The organism is Phycisphaerae bacterium (genome assembly GCA_019636475.1).
In the GTDB taxonomy this organism is placed as follows: domain Bacteria; phylum Planctomycetota; class Phycisphaerae; order UBA1845; family UTPLA1; genus JADJRI01.
In genome coordinates this window covers 354,624-370,292 of record JAHBXN010000004.1, presented here as the reverse complement: position 1 = coordinate 370,292, position 15,669 = coordinate 354,624, and the positions used below count along the sequence as shown (strand labels likewise).

General features: G+C 60.1%; 13 protein-coding genes. 6 read left to right on the top strand and 7 right to left on the bottom strand.

Features of this window, described 5'->3' with window-relative positions; all coding sequences use genetic code 11:
• The first annotated feature begins 94 nt into the window (after positions 1-94).
• A complete protein-coding gene (locus tag KF841_08960; protein MBX3395486.1) occupies positions 95-1,471 on the top strand; it encodes a hypothetical protein in 1,377 nt (458 codons plus the stop codon).
• On the opposite strand, the gene selA is transcribed toward KF841_08960, so the two are convergent.
• Together selA and selB are read right to left on the bottom strand one after the other, a co-directional pair.
• On the bottom strand, positions 1,468-2,841 hold the full coding sequence (gene selA / locus KF841_08955) for an L-seryl-tRNA(Sec) selenium transferase (protein MBX3395485.1): 1,374 nt from the start codon (positions 2,839-2,841) through the stop codon (positions 1,468-1,470). The two genes, KF841_08960 and selA, sit on opposite strands and share 4 nt — an antisense overlap.
• Positions 2,842-2,957: 116 nt before the next feature.
• The gene (gene selB / locus KF841_08950; GenBank protein MBX3395484.1) at positions 2,958-4,883 is read right to left on the bottom strand and encodes a selenocysteine-specific translation elongation factor; all 1,926 of its coding nucleotides are present in this window, start codon (positions 4,881-4,883) and stop codon (positions 2,958-2,960) included.
• A gap of 370 nt (positions 4,884-5,253) precedes the next feature.
• Here selB and KF841_08945 point away from each other — a divergent pair, with 370 nt between their 5' ends.
• The 3 genes from KF841_08945 to KF841_08935 all read left to right on the top strand — a co-directional run bounded on the left by KF841_08945 (position 5,254) and on the right by KF841_08935 (position 8,522).
• On the top strand, positions 5,254-6,438 hold the full coding sequence (locus KF841_08945) for a tetratricopeptide repeat protein (GenBank protein MBX3395483.1): 1,185 nt from the start codon (positions 5,254-5,256) through the stop codon (positions 6,436-6,438).
• Between the two features lie 202 nt (positions 6,439-6,640).
• Complete coding sequence (locus tag KF841_08940; protein MBX3395482.1) at positions 6,641-7,042, top strand: bifunctional nuclease family protein; 402 nt, start codon at positions 6,641-6,643, stop codon at positions 7,040-7,042.
• A 46-nt stretch (positions 7,043-7,088) separates the two neighbouring features.
• A complete protein-coding gene (locus KF841_08935; GenBank protein MBX3395481.1) occupies positions 7,089-8,522 on the top strand; it encodes a hypothetical protein in 1,434 nt (477 codons plus the stop codon).
• Between the two features lie 93 nt (positions 8,523-8,615).
• Here KF841_08935 and KF841_08930 read toward each other — a convergent pair whose 3' ends face one another.
• The 5 genes from KF841_08930 to KF841_08910 form a co-directional block, all read right to left on the bottom strand.
• On the bottom strand, positions 8,616-9,131 hold the full coding sequence (locus KF841_08930; GenBank protein ID MBX3395480.1) for a hypothetical protein: 516 nt from the start codon (positions 9,129-9,131) through the stop codon (positions 8,616-8,618).
• Positions 9,132-9,167: 36 nt separating this feature from the next.
• Positions 9,168-9,356: a hypothetical protein gene (locus KF841_08925; protein ID MBX3395479.1), complete on the bottom strand. Its 189-nt coding sequence runs from the start codon at positions 9,354-9,356 to the stop codon at positions 9,168-9,170.
• Positions 9,357-9,359: 3 nt separating this feature from the next.
• Positions 9,360-10,025: a response regulator transcription factor gene (locus KF841_08920; GenBank protein ID MBX3395478.1), complete on the bottom strand. Its 666-nt coding sequence runs from the start codon at positions 10,023-10,025 to the stop codon at positions 9,360-9,362.
• 516 nt (positions 10,026-10,541) lie between these two features.
• The gene (locus tag KF841_08915; protein MBX3395477.1) at positions 10,542-11,126 is read right to left on the bottom strand and encodes a hypothetical protein; all 585 of its coding nucleotides are present in this window, start codon (positions 11,124-11,126) and stop codon (positions 10,542-10,544) included.
• Between the two features lie 403 nt (positions 11,127-11,529).
• The gene (locus tag KF841_08910; protein MBX3395476.1) at positions 11,530-12,153 is read right to left on the bottom strand and encodes a thioredoxin domain-containing protein; all 624 of its coding nucleotides are present in this window, start codon (positions 12,151-12,153) and stop codon (positions 11,530-11,532) included.
• Between the two features lie 610 nt (positions 12,154-12,763).
• Here KF841_08910 and KF841_08905 point away from each other — a divergent pair.
• Complete coding sequence (locus KF841_08905) at positions 12,764-13,654, top strand: hypothetical protein (GenBank protein MBX3395475.1); 891 nt, start codon at positions 12,764-12,766, stop codon at positions 13,652-13,654.
• 381 nt (positions 13,655-14,035) lie between these two features.
• Positions 14,036-15,643, top strand: a complete 1,608-nt coding sequence (locus KF841_08900) for a trypsin-like peptidase domain-containing protein (GenBank protein ID MBX3395474.1) — start codon at positions 14,036-14,038, stop codon at positions 15,641-15,643.
• Positions 15,644-15,669: the final 26 nt, after the last annotated feature.

Here is a 15,669-nt window from a genome sequence, read left to right as displayed (position 1 = left end):
CGGTGAGCGCGGTGGATCGGATGCCTGTTCCGGCGGGTCGATTTGGAATGGTCCGACAATTGAAATCTATAGAACCCATGACAAGGCGGTACTTATGACGCGTAAAAAAATACCCCAGCGGCTTGAACGCGAGTATTTGCCGGCAAATCAGGATATTCATCGTCTCAACGCCGATACCGCGGCCGCCCGGCAGCGCCGCGGGAACAGCTCCGCGCTTCTGTGGGTCGCGCTCGCGGCGGTGGCCGCTGAGAAGGTCGAAACCCCGACGGTCCAGGCTGGAGAGCGGCAGCGAATGGCGATTTCCTATCTGCTCGCGCCGTCACGCCCGCCACCGGAATATGTCAGAACCGTGGCAGTCATGGATGTCGGTGTTGAGTGCGACGAGGAGCGCCGCGATGCGCGCGAGCGAAAGTGGCAACAGATCGCCGCGGACATGATCGAGTCCATGGTGCAAAGCGGCTCCAATGAGACCGGAGGCAATCCGGCAATCGGTGCGTTGAGAGTCGTTGACCGGCGTTCGACGCGGCCGATTCTGGCCGAGAAGGATATGCAGCTCGTCGGCATCGTGGAAGGCGATTCCGCGGCGACAGCCGGCAAATTGCTCGCCGTCGACGCGCTGATCATGAGCCGAATCAAGATCTCCATCGACTACAGGCGAACGCGAACAACAAAGGTCGACTGGGGCGGAATTCTCGGGGGCGGGCCCGCCGGGCCGCCTCGCCAGTATCGGAGCCCCTACCATCGAGGGCCGAACAATCCCTATCGCGCTCGGCCAATGCCGGTTCGAGGCGGGCCGGAATTCCCGCGCAAGACAATCGAGGAGATCTGCCGCGATTTGACCGTCCAGTGTTCATACACGCTCGTCGATGCCCGAACCGGAGAAGCCCTGGTTCGGCACACGCCGCCAGTTTTCCAGAAGCGCGACAAATCGAAACCGCAATTCATGTTTGGCAGCCGGATGGACGCAGCGGACCTCGACCCCGTTGACCATTTCATCGGCGAGTTGATTGAGCGGGCGTCGCGCGAGTTCGTCAGCATGATCGCGCCGGTTCGCGCAACTTACATCTATCCCGTGGAGATTCGCGGCAAGGATGCGGAGCCGGCCATTCGGATGATGCGGGCCGACGACTATGACGGCGCTATCCGGGTTCTCGAACGAGCCTATGAGAAGAAACAAAAGGAAACGGACTTGCTGTTCACTCTTGGCCTGATCCACGAAATGATCGGCGACCGCACACGAGCGCTTGATATCTACCGGCAGTGCGTCAGCGCGCGAAAGGTCGACGAGGACAAGCTGGAGACTTATATCGCCGCCAAGGATCGCCTCAACGCCCACATGGATCGAATCATTCCGATCCAGGATCGGCGACTGTCCGGCGGCCTCCTTAGTGCCAGCGACGACGGCGACGGCAATGACAAGGATAAGAAGAAGCGAAAGAGCAAAGACAAGGATGATGATGATGACGACTAACTTCCGCCGGCCTGAAGTCGCCTGATGCAGGCGACGATTTCACTGCATTCCTCTTCGCCGAGCGTTCTGACATCAAACAGGATCGCTCCGCGTTTCACGCGTGCCAAAATGCTTGGCTCGCCGACGCGAAGCGCCCGGGCCGTCGCATCGATACCGGCTCGCGCCGGTTTCCATCGGACGGTCATCGTTCGCAGGGGCCAGGCCGGGAGCGATCCGCCTCCGGCATAGCTTGAATCCTCTCGAACCTCCACCGAATCCCCGGGAACGACCTCCATCAGTGATCGAGCCAGATTCTCCGCGCGGTTCGTCAGCGATTCCATGCTTTCACTGAGCATCGCAAGCAACGGAATTCGGCGCCTCGCCACCGCCTGATCGTGGTACAGTTCAAGCACGGCTTCCAGCGCAGCCAGCGTCAGCTTCCCGACACGAAGCGCCCGCGCCATCGGATCACGCCGCAATCGCTCAATGAACCGGCGTCGGCCCAGCAGGATGCCGGCCTGCGGCCCCCCAAGGAGCTTGTCACCGCTGAACGCCACGATGTCCGCGCCGCAGCGAAGGCTCGCCGCGGCCGTTGGCTCTTGCGCCTCAGCCCAGATCGCGTCATCGTTCAATGCTCCGCTCCCGAGATCGTCGAACAATGGAAGCTTCCGGCGATGAGCCAGCTTCGCCAGATCGGCGATCGCCGGACATTCCGAGAAGCCCACGACGCGATAATTGCTCGTATGCACGTGCATCAGCATCGCCGTACGCTCATTGATCGCAGATTCGTAATCCCGCAGATGAGTCTTGTTGGTCGTGCCGACTTCGCGCAGTGTCACGCCGCCAGCCGACATGACATCCGGCAATCGATACGATCCGCCGATTTCGATCAGTTGCCCGCGAGAGACGACGACCTCCCGCCCATGGGCGATCGCCCGAATCGTCAGCACGGTCGCCGCCGCATTGTTATTAACGACCAGCGCCGCCTCGGCGCCCGTCAACTCGCGCAGCAGCTCCTCAACGTAACCGCCCCGCAGGCCGCGCTCTCCCGATTCGATGTCAATCTCGAGACTGCAATAGCCGGCGGCCACGCATGCAATGCGGTCAATCGCCTCTCGCGGCAGCACGCTGCGGCCAAGTCCCGTGTGAAGCGCGATGCCGGTCGCATTGATGACGCGGGAAAGCCGTCGCGCGCGACGGGTCGCAATGCGCGCCCATGCAGCCCGTATCAGGTCCGCCACCGATGTGACAGCGGCATCCTTCGCGGTAGCCGACGAGGTCAGCCTCGCGCGTAACTCAGCGACCGTTTCGCGAAGCGCGCAGGTCGCGACGGCCGGCGGCACATTCGCCCACTGCGGGTCAGCCGCGACGGCGCTCAGCAGATCGGTCATTGATGGAATGCGCGATAAACGCGAGGAGCGGTTATTTTTTTTGTCCGCTCGCGCAAGCCGTGCCGGCCTCGCCTTCGATGAATTCGACTTGCGCATCGTCTTCTTTCGTCGAGGCGTCATGTTCCACCCACCCATTCCCGTTCATCCCCGACTCGCCGCGTCAACTGCAATCGATCGAGATGTTCGAGGAGCGGCTGAACGACACGCCGTGTCAGTCCCAGCCGATCGCGGACGTCCGCCAGCTTGAACCGCTTATTCTTCGCGCTGAGTTCCCGTACAGCGTCCCGAAACCGTACAAACGCGGCGGTGGAAATAAACGCGCCGGCTCCGTACATGATCAGCCCCGGTTCGGTCTTGGCCAGGTCTTCGAGCGCCCGCGCCCGCTGCCGGGACAGCGGTGCGATCGTCCTTAGTTTGCTCCACTCCGGTGGATCGAAGCCGGCCTCCCCGATCTCCTTGACCAGTTGTGCCATAATTGCGGCATCTTCCGCGGACAGCGCGGGACGAAAATCGCGGTGCGCCGCATAAGGGCCGCGAATGGCAATGATGCCGGCTGCTTCCATCCGAGAGACAATTTCACGGCCGACGCCGGGCGACGACTTCATGCCGATCCAGCCCGTCAATCGATCCTTCGCCACGCCGGGCTCTCCCGGCCGGAGCGCATGATGTCGCCGCAGGTAGGCCTCGACGCGCCGTTCAATTTCCAGGATGACCTCGCGGTGCACGTCACGTCCGCCGATGGAAACGAGCTCGCCGGCGGCCGATAGTTGCGAAATCATCGCCGGCACGTCTGATGGCTCGACGCCGACTTCGCACGCAAGTCGCAAGGACGACCAAGCCGCGAATCCGGCGCGTCGAACGGCTTCCCGAGTGCGATCCAGCGAATCTGCCGATGCGGCTCGCTGAATCGCCGCAAGCGTGTCCCCATGCATCGGTCGCACCCGTCGACTAACCGGCCGGACAACCTCGCCGCCGCCGATCGTCGTGCGGGCCGACTCATTCCGGATGATGAACCGCTGTCCGAATGCCGCGACGACCGGAGAATGAAAGCGAAGCTGGACAAATCCGGTCCCACCCGGCGCGATCCCATCACAGCCGATCCCGACAAGTCTCGCCATGGCTTCCACCGTGCCAATTGAAACTCGCACATTTGAATGTGAGGCAACCGGCTTCTCATGCCTCGCCAACACCCGAACGCGCGCATCGACATAGCGCGTCGGGCACAAATAACCCGGCGTGGCCAACTCCATGCCGCGCTCGACCGCCGACTTCTCAGCGCCCGTCAGATTGAGCGCCGCGCGCTGTCCGCTGCCCGCCCCATCGACAACGGATCCATGCGATTGCACCTCACGCACACGACAGGTCGCTCCGGCAGGCATCAGCTCCAATACCGCCCCAGGTGCAATCTCCCCGGACAAAACAGAGCCCGTCACAACAGTCCCTCGTCCATGAATCGTGAAGACGCGATCGATGGCCAGGCGAAAAACCGCCGATTTCCGGCGCGGAGCGCTCAGCGTCGTCAAACCGCCGAGCGTCGTGCGAATCGCGTCCAATCCCTCGAGCGTACGGGCCGACGCATCAATCATCGGCCAGTCGGCAAGACAGGTCCCGCGCACCGCATCGGCGATTTGCGCTCGAATGATCCCGAGACGCTCGGCCGACACAAGGTCTTTCTTGGATAGCACGATCAACCCGCGCGGAATTGCCAGAAGCTCAAGGATCTCAATGTGCTCGCGGGTCTGCGGCATCACGCCATCATCGGCCGCAACCACCAGCATTGCGACATCGATACCGTTCGCGCCAGCCACCATCGTGCGAACAAATCGCTCGTGCCCCGGCACATCCACCACGCCGATCTCAATCGACTCGCCATGAGAGGGATCATCGATCGCAAGCCGGGCGAAGCCCAACTCGATGGTCATCCCGCGGACCTTCTCTTCGGGGAGGCGGTCCGGGTCGGTTCCGGTCAGCGCTTTCACCAGCGAAGATTTGCCATGATCGATGTGACCGGCCGTCCCCAGAATGAAAAAGCGTCCTGCCATCGCGGATTTAGAGCCCTGCTTAGCGTCTGCGCGGTCGATGTCGCATTCGGCGGCGGGTGAACGATCATGCGACTTCAGCTTCCTGGGCTGCCCGGCGCTCGTGACCCACGGCCATAAACCGAATATCCTATCGCGGACACGGCGGCTGATCGACGGCACATCGCCGGGAGTTCCGGCCGCCCGTGGGGAAGAGGATTGCAAGGAGCAGCGGTTCGAGTTTCTCACTCGCCCGAACATGCTCCTTGCATCGTCTTGCCCGGCGCTCCGGCGCGGCATGGGTCGCCCACGAATACCCGGGGTAAAAAGCAGGCAAATCAGCCGTGACGCGGATGCGTTGACAGATTGCCGTCAGGTTCACACGATGCACGCCATGAGGCAGAGCTGGCTGATTCCGCTGACGTTGTTCGGGTTTGGAGCGGCAATGGCAAGCCTCTGGCTCTATTTGCGCCTGGCAGACACCGACGCACCGCCCCTCCCCACGGTCGTAAGAATCGACGATCCCTTTGATCTGCCGACACCCACCCCGGAGCGAGTCACTCGAAAATTCGCGAATCCCGCTCAGCCGCGCCCCGATGAAACACGCTCGATCGTTGCCGGCGCTTCGGCGCGTCGCTCCTTGCCGAACCCTCAGCGGGATCAAGTCGCCCCACGAAAATCGATCCCTCGCCGCTTTCGCGACCAAATCTGCGTCGTCCTGGCGGACGCGCAAAAACGCCTGCGTCAGTTCGACGATCAGGTCGTTCAATGGAAAAGTAATATCGAGGGTACCACGGCCTGGCGCGTCGCCGCAGGATGGCATCTGCTGGAAACACCGCGGCCGCAGCGGGCCATCGAATTTTTCGACCGAGCGCTGCGCCACGAGCCACACCACCTCGCCGCCCGTCACGGTCGAGCCGCAGCGCTGATCGCATCGCGCCGACTGACTGAAGCCCGTGAGGCCTACCGCGATCTGCTGAATCAGGAACCCGGCGACGCGACCGCTCATTTCAACCTGGGTGTGATCGAAAGCCGACTTGGCAGGCTGGCCGAATCCGCCGAACATTTTCGCAAAGCGGTGGAGTTGGAGCCTCGCCATGTCCGCGCCTGGTTCAATCTCGCCAGTTTGGCCCAGCGGGACGGACGGCTTGCCGAAGCCCGCCAGGGCTGGGAAGCGTTCACGTCCTTGCAGCCTTCCGTCGCGGCCGGCTGGTTCAACCTGGGCATCGTTTACATGGATTACGGCGATCCGACACAGGCGGCGCGCTGCTTCTCGTTTGTCATCATGATCGATCCGTCTGACGTGGACGGCTACGTCAATCTGGCGGAAGCCTATCGAGCGGAAGGTGACTTTGAGACGGCACTCGGCGTTCTCCAGCAGGCGGATGAGCTCTCACCTTGCGATCCCATCGTGCTGTTCGCGAGGGCTCAGGCTCACAGATCATGTTCGGTGCTTTATCCGGATCAGGCCGAATCGCACCGCAGCGAGGCCGAACGTCTTGAACAGGAGCTTGAACTGATGAGCTCTTCTGGGCATGCCGGCGATTCGTTGGCCGCCGAGTCCGAGTCTGGCTTGTGAAATGTGAACCGGGCCGCGAATGATCGGATTCAAAATCCACAAATCTCACCCATTGGCTTGTCCGGACTTCCTTTTGATTTGAACGGGCTGGAGACGAATTCCGCGATGTACAATTTCCGGCCGTTTCTAAATTTGCCGAATACGGCGCGGGTTGAAATTACTCAGGCATGCGAGTAGGCTCTACCGAACGGAGGACGAGGCGATGGAAGTGCCTGTCGATCTGTCTCGCATCGTGATACAGGACACGAGCGACCAGCAAATCATCTTCCTTCGCGAGCATGGAGGCGAGCGGGAATTCCCTATCGTCATCGGCGACGCGGAAGCACTCGCCATCGATCGTCGTCTGAAGGGCTACAAAAAGGCCCGCCCGATGACGCATGACCTCCTGGCCGACGTGATAGAAAAACTACACGGCGAACTTGAGAAAATAGTAATCAACGACTTGAAAAACCATACGTTTTACGCAACATTGGTCATCCGCATGCAAAGCGGCCTCATCGAGGTCGATTCGCGTCCGTCCGATGCGATTGCATTGGGCGTAGCTAGCGGGACGCCGATTTTCGTGGCAGAACACGTTCTTCGAGAGGTGTGCCGTCAGGCATGATGTTCGGGGCCGCCTTTCGATTTTTCATAGATTGAGCCAGCAAGAAATGAACGCTTCACGCGATCACGATCCATCGTCGAATGGTTTCGCCGCACGACTCGACGCCGCAATGCGCGAGCGGCCAAATGCCGGAACGCGAGTCGGTTTCGCCAAAGCGCCGGGCGTGTTTGATGTCATGGGCGGCATTGGCGAGGACGCAGGTTCCCTCGTCCTCACCGCGACGACCGCCCTCTCACATCACACGGCCGTCTGGCCCATCGCCCGCGACCGCATTCACCTCACCCTACATGCCGACTGCCGCAATAACGAACCGCTCGAGCATGAGATTCCCGCTTCGGCGTTCCTCAATGCCGATGTCGAAAAAATCAAAGCGCTTTGTGCAGATGCCGAGTGGGCCGCGCCGACGCTGCTCGCCATTCATCGCATGATCGCGGATGAAATCGCACCCCCGCCGTCAGCCGGCCTCGCGATCTTCATCGAGCACGATTTCTCAGCCAATGCCGATCTCGGCCGCATGCCTTCGCAGGCCGCGTCCGCTGCCGTGGCCTATCGCGACCTCAACGCGATGGAGATCGACCCGCTGCGCCTCGCCCAGGCTGCGGCTTCCGTCGTCAGCGATTTGCTCAACCTCCACGAACTTCGCAAAACAATGACTGCGATCGTCGCACCCGCCAGACGATCGCTCCTGCAAATGACCTTCCATCCGAATGCAACGTGGGATTTGCTCGAACTGCCCCAGGGAATTGTATTCAAGGCGGTCGCCACCAGGCTCTCTCGCCCGACGACAACGAAGCGCCTCATCGAAACGCGTGTCTGCTCAGAAATGGGGCATCGCGTCATCCAATACCTCCAGAAGCTCGACGGCCAGCCCATCGACGGCCGGCCGACGCGTCTGGCGTCCATCACCCCCAGCGAATTCGTTGAAAAATTCCGGGACCGGATGCCCTCCAAAATCACCCAGCAGCAATTTATGACAAAGTTCGGCGAGGTCCGCGGTCTCACCGAAACTGGCGCGGGACCAAAGGACTATTTCAAGATTCGCTCCAGAGCCGAACACCACATCTACGAAAACCGCCGCGTGCACGACTTCTCAACCAATATTGTTCGTGCCCGGCGGAGTACGTCACCCGAAGCGCTGATCGCCGCGGGCGATCTCATGTACGCCTCACATTGGAGCCACAGTCAACGCTGCGGTATCGGAGGCGTCGAAACGGATCGTCTTGTCAATGCCGTACGCGAGTTGGGCCATGATGCCGGCCTTTTCGGCGCCAAGGTCACCGCCGGCGGTCAAGGCGGAGAAATGGTCGTCCTCATGCGCGATGATCCGGCGGCCGATGCCGCTCTCGCTGATGCGGTCGCAAAGGCGGCGCAGGCATCGGGACAGGCCGTTGCGGTGTTTGAGGCGATGCGAATCGAAACGCCGCGCTCCCAGCCGGCATCTGACGCACATCGGTCCCCCGCTGCGGTCAGCCCTACCTGATACGGCCCCAACCATTCACAAACCCGTTGCATTACCCTTCAGCTCGTTGGGCCCGGTGGGTCACCGCGCGGTTGAATCCCAACTGCTGCGCTTTCATGATGCAGCCGGAGAACCATTGCGCGAATCAGTATCGTCGCCGGGCAGGCTGAACGAAAAAAAACCCGCCGGATGGGCAACCCGCAGGTAATCCGCGACCGACATGATGATCGAGTCCGTCAGGCTCCCGGCGTTGAACGCGATTCTCTCATTATGCGTAATCGACTCATCCACATACAGATCAAATTGCAGTATCGGACGGCCGAACGGCGGAACGCAGCCTGGCGTCAATCCCGTGAGCGCCTTTAATTCGTCGGGGGTGGCAAATCGCGCCTTCTTCGCATTGAAGCGATCGCGAAGGGCCGCCGAATCAAGCTTTCGCGCGGCGCTCATGACGAAAACGAAAAAATGGTCCCCCACCTTCACGACGAGCGCCTTGCCGCCGATTTCGATGGGCTCGCCGCGCGCGCGTGCGGATTCCTCGCTGGTTCGCGTCGGACCATGATGCACTTCGCGAAAGGTGATCCGATTCTCCGTGAGAAAACGGCGTATGGACTGTAGCACGTCGGACATGGTTGCGTTCACTTTCACCCGGTCGGCTTCGCTCGATCAACGCGAATCGGACGAAGGCCCATCCGGATCCGCTGGATCGGTCCAAACGAACAGCAGGACATCCAACATCCGCGCCGTCCACCCGTCTTCATGATGTACCCCAACCTCGGCCTCGATATAATTCAGCTCGCGACCATCCCACAACCCCACATTGCGAAGCGTGTCCGCCAGTCGGCGAGCAGTCATGGGCTAAGAATTCGAAGGAGTCGGCCGGTGCGGCCCCGTTTTCGACTGTCCGGGTGCAAGTGATACCGCCAGGTGCACCAATTCCGCGATTGAACCCACACCAATTTTTCGCATGCTGTTGGCGCGATGAACGTCGACGGTCTTGGGGCTCAGCGAAAGGTGATATGCAATTTCCTTCGTGCTCTTGCCGGCCACGAGAAGATCGACCACCTCGCGTTCGCGAGCACTGAGCTTTGAAAACCGGCGCTCGGCCTCTACGACAACCTCTCGAACGCGCCGATTTTCCGCGTCACGCGCCAACGCGCGATCAATCGATTCCAGCAACTCGGCCGGACGAAACGGCTTCGTCACGAAGTCCACGACGCCCGACTTGAATGCGTTCCGCGCCATCTCGATGTCACCAGCGCCTGTAATAATGATGATCGGAATGTCAATCCGGCGGACGCGTAGTTCGTGCTGAAGCTCCAGCCCGCTCATTCCCGGGAGCTGAATGTCAAGAATAAGGCACCCAGCGGCCCCTGGCTTGAATGCATCGAGAAATTCCTGAGCGCGCTCGAATCCGACCGACGCCAGCCCGCGTGTCGCGACAATCTGGCCGAGGAGTGCGCGAATGTCGGCATCATCGTCCACGAAAAACACGGTAGGCTTTGGCGAAATGTGCTCACTCATATTGATCGAATGCTATTGCTCAGGCCTCTCGATCAGTGCCCGGAAACAAGCGCGACCCGGTGACCGTGATTGAACCCGATGTCAGCGACACGACTCGATGCGACACGACGACCAGTCGCTCCGGTGGACCAGAATCAGTCCAATTAGTCGCATGGACCCTCGCAGTCCGCGAAGAACCCGATTTGAATCCGATCGTCGCACCGGACACATCGCCTGACGCCCGCAACCCCCCTCATCATAATCTGGCCCGATCCGAATGAAAACAGGATTCCGCGACCCGATCAATTGAATTCGACCAGGCAGCCGGAGCGCGGCTCGCCATTTAGCCAAATCGAAACGCCAGGCCGCGCGATTGCGGGATCCGTCGCTTCTCAAATCACAGGAAGACGCTGAAGCAACGAACGAGAAGCAATCGTGATGTGTCAGGCTCTTGTCTCGAAATTGAGACAAACTGTCGCTGTCGCCGCCGCGACCGATGCGCCGGTCGTCGGAACAGCGCCCGGTCCACGCGCGGCCTCACTGCTCGAAGAATTGGTAGTCGATTCGGAAGCCGCCGGGTGCGGCCCCGTCGGGCTCGAACGTGAAGACAAGCAGGCCCGTGCCGGTCTGTTGCCGAATGTCGTTTCGGGCACAGGTGTAGTCAACACCAACCAGCTTGACGCTGCCGGTCGCCGTTCCCTCCGTCGGCTCCGCCTCCAAGGGATCCCCCAGCGCAGCCCCCGAGAAATTCACGCCGACAATCAACGCGCGCTCATCAATGATGTTCACCTGCGGGCTGTTGCGATTCTCCTTGATCAACCGGATGAGTTCCGCGCCGCCGACCGAAAAGGTCCGACGGCAAGGCTGAGTGAACGTCGTACTCGTTGAGTTTGCTTCGAGCCGAACCTGCCCGATATTGGTCGGAATCGTCTCTTGATTTAGCTGGTCGTAGCTGCCGAAGGTGAAAATCGCACGAAAGTTCGTGTTGTTGATGAACGCGATGCGGAGTACCCGCGGAATAATCTGTCCGCCAGGCCCCAGATCAGAAGTTGCGGACGTCAGGTTCCCGATTGCGTCGAGACCGCACGAAGTCGCGCCCACTGCAAGAAGCCCGCAACTCACCGACGCCGCGATGCATGTTCCAAACGAGCGAAAAACGCGACGCACCCGGCTTGAACGAGCATCGACCGGAGCGCCGTCGCCCAATGGCGTTTCATGTCTGACAAGGGACGAATTCGAGGAAGCATCAACTGGGCTGCGAAAATTCACCATGTCTCGAAAGACTCCGATTGAGCGAGGGGACATCCGAACGGCCGAATCGCCGCGACTCGTGACCCGGCGCGCCCGTCAACTAACTCAATCGGCACGAATCGGCAGCTCCGTCAAGTCAGCAGCGTCAAGTCAGCAGCGTAAAACCACGACGGGTTTTGCCGCAATTCCAACCCGCGCAGGAATTGCCGAATGGCCCGGCCGCTCCGCCGGTTCTCCCGCCCCACCCAGATTGTGGCGGAATGCGCCTTCTGTCTCACAGACGGCGATCGATCGCCTGGAAGAGTGATTCGGCGATCTGATTCAGGGTCTGGCCGGAACGGCCGATTCGTTCATCCTCGACGAAGAAAGTCGGCGTAACTTGCACACCGAGCGCGTCGCCGGACGTGCGATCCTCGTTCACGCGAAGGATTTCCGAATCTCCGGCGATGCAGTCGTCATAGGCATCGAGATCGATGCCAAGCGAATCCGCGATTTCGCGAGCGCGTGCATCCGACAAATCCGACTGATCCGAGAAAATCTCCTTAACATACGCGAAAAAGGCGCTTTCGCTCTCGTTCGCGATGCACTCACCCGCTTCGGCGAGCGGAATCGCGCGGGGGTGCGAGTTCAGCGGATAATGCCGGTAGACATAGCGAATTTTGCCGGTATCGACGTAATCAGAAACCAGCCGATCGAAGTGATTTCGTGCAAATGACCCGCAGGCAGGACACTGCAAATCGGCATATTCCACGACCGTGATTGTCGGCGTCGCACCGTTCGCAACGAGGATATGATCTCGCGAGGCATCGACATTCGGCTTCTGTCCCGTGCTGTTGTTGTTATTGTTATTGTTTCCCGACGGGCCACCATTGCACGACGCACTGTCCATGCCTGACACGACGAAGAATCCCAACGCCGCGAAGGTTAGCCTTGCGAACGAGCCGACCCAACGGCGTGCAATCATATTCCGGCGCGAACAAGACGTGCGAACTCGACTCATGATCCACCTTTCATGCGAGATTTACTGCGTTTCATGCGGGTATCAATGCGATCCCACGCTCCGCGAACCAGTGTTCAGACCCGCTCATTAAGTGGCCCACCGTGGTTGGCCTTGAAGTCGCGGATCGCAATATTGAACACTTTCATGCCATTTTATGCCGCCACCTGGTGCCCGCCGACGGGGATCGGATGCAAATTTATTTATGACCCATCGCTGAAAACGGCATTGCTTGGAGTCTAGATTTCCGGAAACCCGAGGTCAATGCGATCGCTCGACCGCTCCCGTACGCCCAGGCGGCAAAATGTGCCGCCCCGGCGCAACAGCACACAGAAGACACAGCACATCTGCACCGCTCCTTTCTTATTCGGAACTTGAGCCGGCTTCGCGGGGGCGACGATGAATTACAATGCGATCGGTCCGATTCTGATGCCCTACAATGGGTGTATCTGATCGCACAAAAGGGTGCTCTGATATCTGAATTTCAGGCCGTCGATGTAAGTGAGTTTCCATGCAGAAGCCGTCGCGACCAAACGAACAAAACGTCAATTTCCGGATTTCGTTGGGACGCGTGACGACCTTTACCGCGGTCGCCGCGCTGATTGTGTCCGGCTGCACGGGGATTGATCTTTTTCTCGGCCCCCTGCTGGGGCTCGGAAATCAAAATAACAACAACTCGATCAAACTGGGAATCGCCATCGCGGAGCCCAACGCGCAGGTCAATGCGTCGGCCGGCGTGCTCACCCCCATTCGATGGGCTGACATCGCGAGCATCGAAGGCACGGTTGTCCGCATCACGGCACAGCGACGTAACATCGATGACGAAGACACGGCCGATCCGATTCATCTCGTCGGGGACGGCACGACCGGATCAGGCCGCGATGCGTTGGCTGACGGCGACAACGACATCTTCCAATGGGACGTGGCCGGCGTTCGGGTGGGGACCTACGTCATCATCGCGACCATCGAATCGCCGGATGGTGAGACCCGGACGGTTCAATCGCGCGACGCTGACCGCGGCACAAACGGGACGATCGTCGTCACGACCGCGCTGCCTGTCCCGACCTTGTCGTTCACTGATCCAGGTAACGCCGACGTAACTGTGACGGCTCCGACGCCCTTCACCATCATGTGGACGGACAACGGGCCACAGAACCCCGATGCCCTTGTTTCAATCAAACTTGATCTGGATACCAATCACAATAACGGAAATGAGATCACGCTGGTCAGCGCGCAACCCCTAAGCGAGAACGGCGCAAGCGGATCGTTCGTGTTCAATTTCGTCGATGAAAACGGCGATTCCGTCCCATCAGACACATACAACCTGTTCGCGGTGATCGATGATGGCGTTAACGATCCCGTCACGGTCAATGCGGTCGGACAGTTGGTTGTCGTGAATTAGCCTTCCGGCATGAAACCAGCGGTTTTGATCTGACCGATCCGACATTTCGGCCCCACCCATCGTCAAGAATTAACCGTGACCGATCCTATAATAACGCGTTAATATAATACGGACTTGTGGAGTGGTTGGCCTCTGCGGGCGCAGGCTGTGAAACTCGTGGGGTTCTGACCACCTCAATCCGATTTAGGCTGTATGCTCGTGCCCGATGCCGCCGATCCGAAATCCTCGACGAGGCCGCCGGGCAACCGTACAGGGGTTGCAAGCTCGGCGCCGAGATCAGAAACCACGGGCGGCGACTCTCCCCTATTAATTATCAATCCAGTGAAGGCTCGCTCGCGTAGTAACGCATAGCGAAGCTGATTCCATGGAGGTTGACCTGACATGCGACATCGACGCGGTCTACCCTATCTGGTCCTGACATCGATCACGGCCGTGGCCATGCTGGCCTTGGCCATTCACCTCGACCTGCCCGGTCGTGTGTCCTATGCCGTTGAGAAGGGCCGACTTCAGGCCGACCTCGACCACCTTCAGTCGATCGACCTGAAGGAACTGGCGCCGCTGGAACAGGTCTCACACGCCTTCAGCGTGATCGCCGAAGCAGTGAAGCCCTCGGTCGTTTACGTTGAGGCCATCAGCGAGAACACCGCGGTCAACAAGCAACTCCAGGAATTGTTCGGCCGCCGCAATTTTCAGCCCGAACCCAGCACCGGTACCGGCAGCGGCGTCATTGTCGACGAAGACGGCTACATCGTCACGAACAATCACGTTGTGGCAGACGCCGACGCGGTTCGCGTGATGCTCTCGGACGGCAGGCGGTACCGCGCGGAAATCGTCGGCAAGGATCCCAAGACGGATATCGCCGTTCTGAAGATCCACGCGGATCGCGTGCATCCCGCCCGGTTCGGAGACTCGTCCGCGCTGCGGGTCGGCAACATTGTGCTTGCGATCGGCAGCCCCTTCCGGCTGGGCCACAGCGTCTCACACGGAATCGTCAGCGCGATCGGCCGATCGAATGTGGCGGTCGATATCGACTATCAAAACTGGATTCAAACCGACGCGCCCATCAACCCCGGCAATTCGGGCGGACCGCTGATCAACGCCCGCGGCGAAGTCATCGGCATTAATACGGCCATTGCGACTGAATCAGGTGGCAATCAAGGCGTCGCATTCGCGATTCCGTCGAAGGTGGTTCAGACGATCGCCGCAAAGCTGAAGACCGGCCAGAAAATCGTTCGAGGCTATCTGGGAGTTGGAATCAAATCGGTGGACCCGCAGGTCGCATCGGCATATGGACTTGATGAGTCGCACGGCGTGCTTGTGGAGCAAATAGGCTCGGGTTCCCCGGCCGCGGCCTCAGGGATGAAGCCGGAAGACATCATTCTTTCCATCAACGGCACGGATGTCATGAACACCGATGAACTGCAACACTTCATTGCAACATCCGAGCCGAATCAGTCAGTCGACATGATCATCTGGCGAAAAGGCGAACGCCGGTCCCTGAAGGTAAAGATCGGCGCGCAGCCTGAAGGCTTCTCAACGACCGGAGCACTTCGCGACTTGCTAAAGCCCGAATCCGAACCCAAGTCCGGCGACAAGAACCGTCCGGAATCCAACCGAAACGAGTCCCGCCGCCGCGGTCCGCGAAACGAGCCGATCTCGTCGGATGGCTCCGAACCGACTGCTGAATCCGGAGTGAAGTTCGATCTGATCGGCATGGAAGCGGCGACGATGTCACCCGCGCTCGCGGAACGATACAAGCTGGACGAAGACATGCTGACAGGCGCGGTCGTGACTTATGTCGACCCCACGAGCGAAGCATTTGCCGCGGGCATTCGCGCCGGCCATACGATTACTCAGGCCAACGATCGGCGAATCGACAATGTTCGGCAGCTCGAACAAGAGCTAAGCCCCGATGCCATCGCCAAGGGCGTGCGCCTCAGGGTGAAGTGGCGGACCGCGGAATTCACGGCCATCATCCAGGTCAAGTAGCTTGGGCCGGTCGGTCTCCGCAAAAC

Coding starts and splice junctions, on each gene's coding strand:
- KF841_08960 (MBX3395486.1), top strand. CDS start 95: ATGACGCGTAAAAAAATACCCCAGCGGCTTGAACGCGAGTATTTGCCG.
- selA (MBX3395485.1), bottom strand. CDS start 2,841: ATGACCGATCTGCTGAGCGCCGTCGCGGCTGACCCGCAGTGGGCGAAT.
- selB (MBX3395484.1), bottom strand. CDS start 4,883: ATGGCAGGACGCTTTTTCATTCTGGGGACGGCCGGTCACATCGATCAT.
- KF841_08945 (MBX3395483.1), top strand. CDS start 5,254: ATGAGGCAGAGCTGGCTGATTCCGCTGACGTTGTTCGGGTTTGGAGCG.
- KF841_08940 (MBX3395482.1), top strand. CDS start 6,641: ATGGAAGTGCCTGTCGATCTGTCTCGCATCGTGATACAGGACACGAGC.
- KF841_08935 (MBX3395481.1), top strand. CDS start 7,089: ATGAACGCTTCACGCGATCACGATCCATCGTCGAATGGTTTCGCCGCA.
- KF841_08930 (MBX3395480.1), bottom strand. CDS start 9,131: ATGTCCGACGTGCTACAGTCCATACGCCGTTTTCTCACGGAGAATCGG.
- KF841_08925 (MBX3395479.1), bottom strand. CDS start 9,356: ATGACTGCTCGCCGACTGGCGGACACGCTTCGCAATGTGGGGTTGTGG.
- KF841_08920 (MBX3395478.1), bottom strand. CDS start 10,025: ATGAGTGAGCACATTTCGCCAAAGCCTACCGTGTTTTTCGTGGACGAT.
- KF841_08905 (MBX3395475.1), top strand. CDS start 12,764: ATGCAGAAGCCGTCGCGACCAAACGAACAAAACGTCAATTTCCGGATT.
- KF841_08900 (MBX3395474.1), top strand. CDS start 14,036: ATGCGACATCGACGCGGTCTACCCTATCTGGTCCTGACATCGATCACG.